The 12,016-nt window shown below is 66.9% G+C and carries 4 protein-coding genes and 1 pseudogene; 2 read left to right on the forward strand and 3 right to left on the reverse strand.

Annotated elements, in window-relative coordinates; all coding sequences use genetic code 11:
- Nucleotides 1-417 precede the first annotated feature (417 nt).
- Nucleotides 418-3,597 carry an EAL domain-containing protein gene (locus AB7U92_RS11140; protein ID WP_428576318.1) on the reverse strand — a complete coding sequence of 1,060 codons (3,180 nt, stop codon included), beginning with the start codon at nucleotides 3,595-3,597 and terminating at the stop codon, nucleotides 418-420.
- 325 nt (nucleotides 3,598-3,922) lie between these two features.
- Between AB7U92_RS11140 and AB7U92_RS11145 the strand changes: the two genes are divergently transcribed.
- Both AB7U92_RS11145 and AB7U92_RS11150 read left to right on the forward strand, forming a co-directional pair.
- On the forward strand, nucleotides 3,923-6,169 hold the full coding sequence (locus tag AB7U92_RS11145) for an ATP-binding protein (RefSeq protein WP_428576321.1): 2,247 nt from the start codon (nucleotides 3,923-3,925) through the stop codon (nucleotides 6,167-6,169).
- Nucleotides 6,166-8,742, forward strand: a complete 2,577-nt coding sequence (locus AB7U92_RS11150; protein WP_428576324.1) for a hybrid sensor histidine kinase/response regulator — start codon at nucleotides 6,166-6,168, stop codon at nucleotides 8,740-8,742. The genes AB7U92_RS11145 and AB7U92_RS11150 overlap by 4 nt, the downstream gene beginning before the upstream one ends.
- A gap of 64 nt (nucleotides 8,743-8,806) precedes the next feature.
- Here AB7U92_RS11150 and AB7U92_RS11155 read toward each other — a convergent pair whose 3' ends face one another.
- Nucleotides 8,807-11,746, reverse strand: coding sequence for a Tn3 family transposase (locus AB7U92_RS11155; RefSeq protein ID WP_428576327.1), 2,940 nt, complete (start codon nucleotides 11,744-11,746; stop codon nucleotides 8,807-8,809).
- 144 nt (nucleotides 11,747-11,890) lie between these two features.
- Nucleotides 11,891-12,016, reverse strand: a pseudogene (locus tag AB7U92_RS11160) (acetyl-CoA C-acetyltransferase); the annotation flags it as partial.

Raw genomic sequence — 12,016 nt, forward strand, 5'->3', positions numbered from 1 at the left:
TGGGCTCCACTGAGGTACCGCGTCACTGCCTCCTTCGACGACAAACCCTCGTGCCAGCCCCGCAGCGCTGCCAGCGCAGCCGCGTCAGGCAGCGACACCGGCGTTGCGGTTACAGACAGGCCCGTTTTCACCCAGGGAAGTTTACGCCGCTGGCGGTGCTATGCCGCTAAGGTTAGTTATCGGCATAGCATTGCCCAGATGCAGTTTTTGAAGGGAAGTTTTACCAGCCTCCGGCTCGGCCCGGTTGGTCAGTACGAAGGGGAAATCGCCGTAGCCCTGGCGTACATCGTAGCTGCCAGCCACCCCCAAAAGGCTAGGGAGGGTCTGCAAAACCTCGTTCTCTGTCTGTCGATCACTCGTAAGTCCTTGATTCAACTGACCATCGATTCGGGCGAAGTGGGGTTTTGCAGACCCTCCCTAGGCGCATGGACCTATGCTGCGTGCGAGTTCACCGGCAAACATCGGTTTGCCATACAGCCAGCCCTGGGCGTACCTGCAGCCAGCGCGACGCAGAAGATCGGCTTGCTCCTCGGTCTCTACGCCCTCTGCGACCACATCCAGCCCCAGGGACGCGGCCACCATCAGCGTCGCTTCGATCAAGGCGGTCTGATACCGGTCCCCGACCATGCGCTGAACGAAGCTGCGGTCGATCTTCACGACATCCAGCGGCAGTTGGTCCAGCGAAGCCAGCGACGAGTATCCGGTACCGAAGTCGTCCAAGGCAAGACTCACGCCCTGGCTGCGCAGCTCATGCAGTGTGGCCACCATCTGCGTGTCCTGCATGGCCAGCGACTCCGTGATTTCGAGGCGCAAGACGCCGGGCGGCAGGCTGGTGTTCGCCAGCGCAGCGGCCACCGTCGCGGGCAGCCCGCCCTTGCGGATCTGTGCACGGCTCAGGTTCACCGACACGGTGGCAGGCGCGCGGGAACCCAGGGTTCGGGACCAGTCGGCGGCGTCGCGACAGGCGGTTTGAAGCACCAGTTCGCCCAACTCGGCGATCAAGCCGTTCTCTTCAGCCAACGGTATGAACTCCACGGGCGGTACCGGGCCCCGTGTTGGATGGTTCCAGCGGGCCAGTGCTTCAACACCGCAGACCGCCCCGGTGGTCAGTTCCACGATGGGTTGATACACCACGAACACTTCCCCAGGCGTACGCAACGCGCGGCGCAGGTCGGCTTGCAGGTCCAGCGCGTGTCGCACGCGCTCCTGCATGTCCGCGCTGAAGACGACATAGCGCGCTCTGCCGCGGCGCTTGGCCTCGTACATCGCTGTGTCGGCGTCGCGCAGCATCGTCTCCGGATCGGTGTCCTCGCGGTCACTGGTGACGATGCCGATGCTCACCGTGCTGCACACATCGTGGCCGTCCAGCCTGTAAGGCGCAGCTAGAGCATCCAACAGGCGCTGCGCCACGGCCGCGGCGTCCTCCGGTCGCCGAAGCGGCTCCAGCAGGGCGACGAACTCGTCGCCACCCAGGCGGGCGGCTGTATGTTCGTCACTGTCCAAGCGCGCCAGGTCGTCACCCGGGCGCAGCGTCGTCCGCAGCCGTTGGCCAATCTGTCGCAGCAGCTCGTCACCGGCCTCATGGCCCAGACTGTCGTTGACCTGCTTGAACCGGTCGAAGTCCATGAAGAGCACCGCATAACGGTAGTCGCTGCTGCGTCGCGCCCGCGCCGCGCACTGCGCCAGGCGCGCATGCAAGGCCGCGCGGTTGGGAAGGCCGGTCAGCGCATCGGTCAGCGCGGCATCCGCCAGTCGTTGCTCCAGCTCCTTGCGCTGCGTGATATCGAGGTGGACGCCGGCCACGCGCTGCGGCGGGCCGCCAGGGCGCCGCTCGATGGCGGCACCTGCGGCCATGATCCACACCCAGCTGCCGGTGGCGTGCCGCATGCGGAACTCACATCGGTAGGGCTCGGCAGGATCGTCGAAGTGGCGTTGCAGTGCTCGCCTGGCCTTCGGCAGATCCTCCTGATGCATGAGCGCCTCCCAGCTGGACAGCGCAGAAGGCAGCGCCCCCGGTTCATGGCCCAGCATGCGCCACCAGCGGTCATTGAAGACGACCTCACCAGCGTTCACGTTCCAGTCCCAGGTTCCCAGTCCTGCCGCATCCACCGTCAAGGCCAGGAGCCGCCGCTGTGAGCTGGCTTCGGTGATGTCGACAAAGCTCGACACCACGCTGGCCACGCTTCCATCGGGATGGCGTACCGGCTCGGCATTGATCCGGAGCCAACGACGTTCACCACTGGGCAGAGACACGCCCATAGACACACCACGAACGGCCTGACCGCTGCTCAAGGCTTGCATGGCCGGGTGTTCATGGCCTGGAAAAGGGGTGCCGTCCTCGCGGACGGTGTGCCATTGCGGATCCACCGATGCACGCCCGAGCATCTGGTCCAGTGTCAAACCCAGGATCCGGCAGGCTTCCGGGTTGGCGTGTGTGATCTTGCCGCTGGCTTCCTGCTGCACCACACCGGCGGGAAGAGCCCGCAGGAGCGTTTCCAGTTGCTCGCGCGCAATCACTTCGGCGGTGATGTCTGTTTCCACGGCAACGAAGCCATTGCACAGACCGTTGTCATCCTTCAAGGGCTGAATGTCCAGGTGCAACCAGTACAGGCGCCCTTGCTTGGCACGGTTCAGGATCTGGACTTGGATGGGCTGATGTTGCGCAATCGCGGCGCGCAACTGCGCCCGGGCGACGGGGTCCGTGCCTTCGAACTGAAGCAGCGAGCCTGGCTTCTTGCCCTGGGCCTCATAGAGGCTGTAGCCGCTGATGCGCGTGAACGCGTCATTGGCCCAGGTCATGCGCCCTTCGGCATCGGCGATGATCACCGCGCTGTCCGTACGCTCCGCCACCAGCGCCAGGCGTTCGAGTTCCTGCGTCTGCTCTCGTAGACGCGCCTGCTGGCGTGTCATCTTGCGCGACAACCACTCCCCCGCACCCAGCGCGACCATCGACACGAACACCGCCAAAGCGGTCATGTAGCGGCTGTGCGCGCCCTCCGTGTCCCTGATGGCCTGCTCGGTCGCCAGCTGCAGCTTTGTCATCATGGCCTCCATCGGAGGCAGGAACTGGTCGGCGGACTGGGCAACGGCCTGGGCTGCAGCGAGACCCGTGCTGGTGCCTGAAGTGCCTCGGGCGGCTTCGCGGCTGGCTGCGTGCATCGCCAGCAACAGCGGCTCGATCGAGGGCGCTTGATCGGCCATTTCGGCAAACCGGGGGATCGCCAGCAGGCGTTCGCGATCACGCCTGAACTGCTGCGCGGCCTCATGCAGCTGCACACTCAGCGATCCGGCGTCATCACCGAGGCTCAAGCGCGCAGCGAGCTGCGCAGCGCGCTGCGACAACATGCGCTGTCGACCCGCGAGATTCAATACCTCCTGGTCATGGCGTCGAGCACCCTCCACGACCTCTATGGCCATGAAATCGAGCGCAGCGGCTGAACACACCGCCAGGGCGATGGCGATCATCGACGCGCGCAGCAGCCCTGGCATGCGGGCACTTGCCTCGAACTCCGGAAAACTGTACGGGCGCTGTTGGCGCGAAGGCATCCAACGCCCCAACAGGCGGCGCAGTGCCGACAAGGTCCGGGCGATCAACATTGCTGCGCAGCCTCGAGCGGCGGCGACGCTGCAACCGCCGAAAAAAAGTTCGCTTCAGGATCCATGCGCGGGTCTCCCGCCCGATTCCAAATCGGGAAGTCTGGGCCCTCGCCGGGCGAGCGAACGTTCGAGGAAGCCGCGTCCGACACCCCAATTCAGCTGGTCTTCAGGACGAACGGTAGCGGTTGCGGCATCCAGAGGTGCTGCCCTCGCGAGGAGTTTGCGTCCCTGTCGAGGAAGCATATCGTGGGTGCAGAATAGACGAAACACAGCGCCCACCGTTGCGGAAAACCGGTTCTCGCCAGCAACCAATGCGGATCAGCCCATGCAACGACTCCCCGAATCCCTGCTCTGGCTGGCTGGTCTGAACGGGTTCGCGGTGGCCGTGACCGATGCTGTCGGGCGGGTGGCCTGGGTCAATGACAAGTTCGTGCACGACACCGGCTGGGCGCCAAGCGAACTCCGCGGTTTGACACCTTGGGCCTCGTTCCTGGTGCCAGGCAACGACGCGACGGTCGCGCAACGTGCGCAGGCTGCCGTCGCCGAGGGCCTGCCCTGCACGGGTTTGGAAGTGTTCAGCCGCACGCCACGAGGAGCGTCGCCTTGCGGGCGCCTGGACTTGGTACCGGTGCGCAACGAACAGGCTGGGTTGACCCATTTCGTGTGCATGCTCTCGGACACGGGTGTGGGCGAGCATGCCGCTGACCTGCGGGGCACGGGCATGGGCTTGCTGCAGGATCTCGGCCTGATCGGCTTCTGGCAGCGCGACATGTCAAGCGGCCGCGGTCACTGGGACACGGTTTGCCGTCGCATCTGGGGCGTCGGGAACGACGAGCCTGTTCTCACGCTGGACGAGGCCGAACAGCGGCTGACAGGCTCCGACCGGCAAGTGCTGCTGCGCTACCGGGCCGAGCTGGCAGCCGGCGCCACGCGGGGTGACGTGGCTTACACCTTGACCAGCCCTGCCGGGGAACGTCAGGTGCGCTCACTCTGGCGACGCAGCGGTTCCTTGGTCTCAGGGGTCCTGCTCGACACCACGTCCGAGCACACAGTGAGCGCGGAGCGGGCGCGGCTCCTGCAGGCCCTGGAGCTCGCCGCGCCAGCGGCCCAGCTGGTCTTCTGGCGCCATGACCTCGGCAGCGGAGCCGTCGAGTGGTTGCCGTCAGGGCAGCACCCGTTTTCCGTCGACGAGCAGGATCGCAGCCGCGCGGACGAGATCCTCGCGAGGGTGCTGTCCGAAGACCGTCCCGCCGTCCTGTCGGCCCGTGAACGCGCCAGGTACGAGCGCGATGTCATCGAGCTGGAGTATCGCGTTCACGATCAGGATGGCGCCGTTCGGCACCTGCTGACACGGCGCCTGGGCGTTCAGCGCACGGGCGGCGTGGCCGCCGAGATCATCGGCGTGCTCATCGACGTTACCGCCCAGCGCGAGCGCGAAATCGCGCTGCGTCGCCTGACCGCACAGCAAGCGCTGGCCTTGAAGGCGCTGCGCGCAGGCACTTTCAGATTCGACCTGGCAACGCAGGAGTTCGAGTTCGACAAGCCCATGCGCAGGCTCTACGCCTTGCCACGCAATGCCTCCCGCCTGGACTTCGCGTCCTGGCTGCAACTGGTGCACCCCGAAGACCGCCCACGGCTGCAACAGTTGGCGACAGAGCTTTTCCGTTCAGCGCAAAGAACGGTGCCCGCGCAGTTTCGCATCTGCTGCCCCGACGGACGCACGCTGTGGATCGAATCGGACCGCGTTCCCGAACTCGACGCCCAGGGCAACGCCGTGGCCCTGGTCGGCACCCACCGGGACATCACGGGTGAGGTCACGACCCGCGCGCAAACGCGCGCCCTGGCCGACGCCGAACTGGTGGCCCGCACCCGCTCCGAGCTGCTGGCCACGCTGGCGCATGAATTGCGAAACCCGCTCAACGCCGTGAGGGGCTTTGCGCAGTTGCTTCGCCTCGGCACGCCCGGGACGGGTCCGGGTCCCGCCACCGCCGCCGTGCACATCCAGAACGCCGCCGAGATGATGACCGCCTTGTTGGACGACCTCAGCGATCTGGCCAGCGCAGATGCCGGCCGGCTGCGCTGGCAGCCCGTGTCGCTCGATGTGGCGACCGTCCTCGTCGAATGTCGCGCATGGCTGCAGCAGCATGAAGGCTCAGGTGACCGCGTCCGCATCCAGATGCCGATGAGCCTGAAGCTCTGGGCCGATCCGACCCGCACGCGTCAGATCCTGTTGAACCTGCTGACCAACGCGCTGAAGTACAGCGACAAGGAGGTTGGTCTGGGTGCGACCCAGGACGGTGAGACGGTACGCATCTGGGTTCGTGATGCCGGTCAGGGTCTGGACGCAGGCCAGATCCAGCGCGCGTTCGAGCCCTTCGAACGTTTGGGCCGTGAGCGGGGCATGCAACCCGGCAGCGGGATCGGCCTGACCTTGTGCCTTCGGCTGGCGCGGCTGATGGGCGGCGACATCGAGGTGGTCAGCGAGCGCGGCGTGGGATCGGAGTTCACCTTGGTGCTGCCGGCCGGTGCACCCGCAGGTCAGAACCCGCCGTCCCGGGAGTCGGCCCGATGATGTTTGCGCCGCCCCCGTCCGACGAGGCGCAACGCCTGCAGTTGCTGGCCGAGCTGGAGGTGCTGGACACCCCGCCCGAAGCCGGATTCGATGCCCTGACGCGCGCTGCGCGCCTGGCCACCGGCTGGCCGATCGCGCTGATCAGCCTGATCGATGCGCGGCGGCAATGGTTCAAGTCCCACGACGGATTGACGGTTTGTGAGACGCCGCGCGAGCAGGCGTTCTGTGCCCACGCGCTGGTGCACGGCGATGTGCTCTTCGAGGTCCCCGACGCGCAGGCCGATCCTCGCTTTGCCGACAACCCGCTGGTCGTCGGCGCACCTGGCATCCGGGCCTATGCCGGGAACGCGCTGCTGGTGCACGGCGTTCGCCTGGGCACGCTGTGCCTCATCCACACCGAGCCCCAGTCGCTGAACGCGTCCCAACGCGACATGATCCGGGCTCTGGCGGAGGCAGCCGGAAGCCTGCTGACCGAGCGTCTTAATCGATCCCGGCTCTCGCTGCAACGCGAGCGACTGGCCGACTTCGGCGCCGCGTCAGGCGACTGGTTGTGGGAAACCGACGCGGCGGGGTGTGTAGCGTGGTTGTCCGCCGGCTACGAAGTGGCGATGGGGCGCAGCATGTCCGCGCAACTGGGACAGCCACTGCCCGATGGTCCGTTGCTGGATGCTCGGGGCCAGCCGCTGTCACCGCCCATGTCACTGCGCGAATTGTTCAAGCTTGGCCGGGCTTTCAGTCGGGCCACTATCGTGGTGGCGTCGTCCAGTGGCCATCGTTGGATCTCGCTGTCCGGCGTGCCAGTCCACCCCACGGGACAACGGCAAGGTGGGCTTCGCGGCACCGCGCGCGACATCACCGATCAGGTGCTGACCGAACGCGCGCGCGATGCCGAGGCGCAGCGACTGCGCAGCTTGGTGGCCCAGGTGCCAGGGATGTTGTACCAGTTCCGGGTAGACGCCCAAGAGCGGGCCAGTTTCCCGTTCACCACGGACGGTCTGCAGACGTTGTTCGAGGTAACGCCAGCGCTGGCCTTCGCCGATGCCCAGCCGGTGTTCGACCGCATCCACCCGGCCGATCTCCCCCGCATCCAGCGCAGCATCGAGGCGTCGCTGACCGATCTGACACCCTGGCAGGCCACGTTCAGGGTGTGTCTTGCCGGCGGCCGGGAACGGCACATCTCTGCCCACTCGTCACCGCAGCGCGACGATGACGGCAGCGTGCTGTGGCATGGCTTGGCCACCGACGTGACACCGCAGGTGCTCGAACGCCAAGACCGCGAGCGGCTGCAGCGCGAGCGTGATCACGCCCAGCGCGAAGCGCGCGCCCGTACCGATGCCTTGTCTCGCATCAGCCACGAGCTGCGCACACCGCTCAACGCGATTCTGGGCTTCACGCAGCTGATGCAGGCAGCGCTGAACGACGAGGCTAGGCGGCCCGTCTCCGTCTCGGGCACGGCATCAGCCACGGTCACCTACCCTTCGCCGGACACCTGGGGACGGTGGATCCATCAGGTGCATCGAGCGGCAAGCCACCTGCTTGCACTGGTCAATGACGTGCTTGACGCCGCGAGCGTCGAAGCGCGGCACTTTGCAGTCGACTTGCAGAGTGTCGATGCTGCTGAGGTGGCCCGGCAGGTGGTGGAGATGGTTCGACCGCAGGCCCTGCTGCGAGGCCAGTCGCTGGCCTGCCTGGATGAGGACGGGGCGCCTGTGGACGGCGAGACGAACCTGTGGGTGCGCGCCGACAAGCGCGCATTGCGACAGGTCCTGATCAACCTGCTGGGCAATGCCTGCAAGTACACGCCTGAGGGCGGACGGGTGACGCTGCGGTTGCGGATCCTGAAGGGTGGGACGCTTCGATTGGAGGTCTGCGACAACGGCCCGGGGATCACCGTCGAACAGCAGACACGCCTGTTCAAGCCTTTCGAGCGCGGCGCTGAAGCAAGCGGTGCCACAGCGGGCACGGGTCTGGGCCTTGTGATCAGCCGTCAACTCGTTCGCGCCATGCGCGGGCAGCTGACCCTGGATTCCAGTCCCGGGCACGGCTCGACATTTGCCGTCGAGTTGCCGATGGTTGAAGCAGCCGACAGGGCAGCGTCCGCCCAGGCCTCGACCGACAGCCTGTTCGGGGCGTTGGTAGGTCCGGAGTCTGGCGGCTCGACAGCCGCACCGGAGCTGCCACCGGCCTTGCTGCTGTACGTGGAAGACGACCCCGTCAATGGCCTGCTGATGCGCGAGTTCGTGGCGCGCACGCCACCGCTGCGCCTGCACCTGGCGGTGGATCTGGCCGAGGGCCTGGCCGCCGCGCGTTCGCTGCAGCCCGATCTGGTGCTGCTGGACATGCACCTGCCCGACGGTTCGGGGATGGATCTGCTGCGGCAGCTGCGCAGTGAGGCGTCCACGGCCAGCCTGAAGGTGGTGGCGCTCAGCGCAGATGCCATGCCTGACCAGGTGCAGCGCGCCAGAGACGCCGGGTTCGACGATTACTGGACCAAGCCGGTGGATTTCGCGCTGCTGCGTCGCCGTCTGGGCAGCTGGCTGGGGTCCAGGCCGCAAGCTGACCGTCACCTGTGACCCCTAAAGGTCGGCTGAACCTGGCATCGCGGACACAGCGGCCTTCGGGACGTGGCCGCGGGTCTCACCGGCCAGGCTTGGCCGCGCCAACCCCCGCGGTGCGCTCAACCAGCACGTCCGCGTACCGCTCGACGTTGAACCGGAACGTGCCCCGGAAGTTGATGTGCGAGAAGTGCGCCGGGCCAATCCGCCGCAGCCAGTCCTCCTCGATGCCCACGCCATCGCGGTTGAGCCGCGCCACCACGGTGTCCATGCGATTCGTGTTCCACGCCAGCACGATGTTCGTCAACAGCGCGTGCGCGCCCGAGATGGCCGCCATCTCCTGCCGCCGGCGGCCACGCTCAGGGGCCACCTGGCCGCCATGAATGGCACGCTGCAGCTGATGCACCGACTCGCCCCGGTTGAGCAGGGTGTGTATCTCGCGCCGATAGTCTGGGATGGCCAGGTAGTCGCACAGAAACAGCGTTCGCAGCAGGCGCCCAAGGTGTTCTGCAGCGCGGTGCAGCGGGTCGCCGACCGCTGCTGACCCCAGCCGGTGGATGGCATGCGCGGCAGACACCTTGCCCGCCCGAATCGAGGCCGCCAGGCGCACCAGGTCGTCCCACCCGCCCTCGATCGCCTTGATCGACACCCGGCGCACGGTGACACCGTCGAGGCTTTCGGGCACTGGCCAGCCCCGGGGAACGAACAGCTTTCGCTCGCGCAGGTCGCGCAGCCGTGGGCACAGGTCGAAACCCAAGAGCTTGGCGATGGTCATTGCCACGTTCGTGACGCCGTGGGTATCGACCGCCAGCAGGGAAATGCGAATCCGGTCTTCGGCACGGTTGTGCTGCTCAACGCCTTCGACGGCCACACCTGCCTGGCGCTCGTTCAGCACGATGGGCTGGTCGTAGAACAAGCCCCAGCGGTCGCGAACGTGCGTGTACAGCCCCGCGGCATAGGTGCGCCGGCGCGGGTCCACCCGGGCTGTCCACAGGTGGCGGCTGGCGTCCATGGCCATCATGTCGGCCGAGCCCTTGGTACCGTCGCCCCACAGCGCCGCGATCGGCAGCGCGTTCTGGTACTCCGACACCCGTTCGTTGGCCCGGCGCAGCCTGCCACTCAGCTCGACGGCCCGCATCGCCGTGGAGATGTGTGCCGCGTCGATGCCGGGGATCATCGAGCCCACGCCCTTGGCGTCGAGGTCGGTGCCGTGGGCCAGGAGCGCGCCGTAGATGGCCAGCAACTCGTTGCTCGACGACGGACGGCGGGCCAGCAGCGCCTCGCTGAAGTGCGTGGCGGCGTCGACCTCCAGCAGCAGGTCTGGCAACTGGACAGTACCGATGTGCTTGAAGATCGCCTCCCGAGTCTTGCGCGGCTCCACTTCCTCGTCCAACGGGCGGAGCGGTGGCAGATGCAGGAGCTTGTCGGCGCCGATCTCGATCTGGCCGCGGCCGACGGCCTCGGCCAGTGCCGTCAGGCCGACGGAGACGCCCGCCAGGATCGGCTCCAGAAACGTCATGGCCTGGGCGGGCAGGCCGAGAATTTGGTGGTGCAGTTCTTTCGAGCGGGTCCAGTCGGTGTCCGCCAGCAGCATCGACTCGCGGGCGCGAAAACTGATCGAGTGGTTCACCCAGGCGCTACCACGGCGCAAGCTCTTGCGCAGCGCCATCATCGTGCAGGCCTCGAATGCCCGGAACCGGGACTGCGGATCCAAGTCGCTGACGATCGTGTTCCATGCCGCGCCGACTGGCGGCAGTTCGAAGTCCTGCGGGATCTCCTTGGCGCAGTGCGCCTGCAGACGCTGCCAGGCTTGCCATTGGTCGTGGCCGGGGTCGCCTGCCGCGCCTGCAAACTCGATGTCGCGAAGTCCTGCCAGGTGGGCATGAACGCGCCGGTTGTCTTCGGCCAGTGCCCTACGGACCTGAGATGCAAAGGTGCTGGCGCCAGCTTCGCCGATGTCGTCCAGCAAGGCGCGGGCTTCGAGCACCCGATCGCGCCAGGGTTTGGACTCGTCGTGGAGCACCGACTTGGCTTTGAGGGCCTGCTGAAGCCTCACGCCGCTGCTGCGCGAGCGTCCCTTCTCGACCCTCTCGGCGGCGCGGCGGAACAGGTCCTGGCTGCGGCGTGACGCCTGCAACAGCGCCGTGTCGGTCAGCTCCAGCAGTGTCACGCGCAGAAAGCAGGTGATCTCCACGCTCTGGCGCTGCCGCTCGATGCGCGCGGTCATTGACGGGCGCCGCATCTGGACGTGAGCGGCGTAGGCCTGCTGCTTGCTCAGCGCCACGCCTTCCAACGGCCAGCGGTGCACGCCCAGTTCCTTCAACGCGCGGACCTTTTCCAGCGTCTCGGCCATCGTGCTCGGAGAGTGGCGCTTGGGCGGCGTCTTCAGCCACTCAAGCCGGCTGCCGGCGATCCCCGGTTGTGGCGCATAGCACCAGTCGATGGCCTTGAGGATCGCGACCTTGCCGATGCCGGCCTCGATCGTGGCTGCCATGGACGCCTCGGTGGCGTCGAAGGCCTCGCGCGCCAACTCTGCCACTCGGCGCGGACCGGGGATGACGATACGCCGTTCATACAGCCACACGCGGGCGGTCTCGGCCAGGTCGTCGGGATGGGCGGCTTCGAGCGCGGAAATCGCCAGAACCGTTTGAAGTTGATCGACACCGGCTGCGTCCAGGTCCTGCAGGTCGAGGTAGGTGCGAGCCCATGCCTGGTGTTCGTACAGCGTCTGGCGGCGGGCGTAAAGTGTGCGAAGGCTGGCGATGCTCACGGCCGAGGTCTGAAACGCCTCGCAAACGGCACGCAGCAGCGTCTTGGGCACGGAAGCGAACCGGTCCATCGGGCGACCGCTGGCCCGCAGGAAGAGCATCTGGATGGCCGCCGCAACCCGGCGATCGTGCCGGAACCGCTCGGCGATCGCGGTGATGTCGTCCGCGCTCAGGCAAAACGATTGCTGGACGTCGAACTCCGACAGCCTCGTGGGTAGGTTCTCGGCGCCGATGAAGCGATTGCCGAAGGACACGGTGACACCCTTCGGGCAGTCGAAACCGCCAATCTACCTGGGTCGGGCGCGGCACGAAACCCTATCTGCCCGGTGGCCACCCCGGGCCCGCGATGGTCTGGTCAGCGGCCACCGTGTCAATTTGCTGGAAAGATACGATTACCCCAGCTTCCAGTCGCCCATGCGCGCGCCGTTGCGCGAGTTGGGCAGCACGTGGGGCGCCAGGCTCATGTTCTCCTGGCCACCGGCGATGACGATCTCGCTGTCGCCGTCGCGGATGGCCTGCGCGGC

This window comes from Piscinibacter sp. (genome assembly GCF_050175855.1).
Taxonomy (GTDB): domain Bacteria; phylum Pseudomonadota; class Gammaproteobacteria; order Burkholderiales; family Burkholderiaceae_C; genus Piscinibacter.

Bases quoted from the DNA above. Each gene is read 5' to 3' on its own strand.
- AB7U92_RS11140 (WP_428576318.1), bottom strand. From the start codon at position 3,597: ATGTTGATCGCCCGGACCTTGTCGGCACTGCGCCGCCTGTTGGGGCGT.
- AB7U92_RS11145 (WP_428576321.1), top strand. From the start codon at position 3,923: ATGCAACGACTCCCCGAATCCCTGCTCTGGCTGGCTGGTCTGAACGGG.
- AB7U92_RS11150 (WP_428576324.1), top strand. From the start codon at position 6,166: ATGATGTTTGCGCCGCCCCCGTCCGACGAGGCGCAACGCCTGCAGTTG.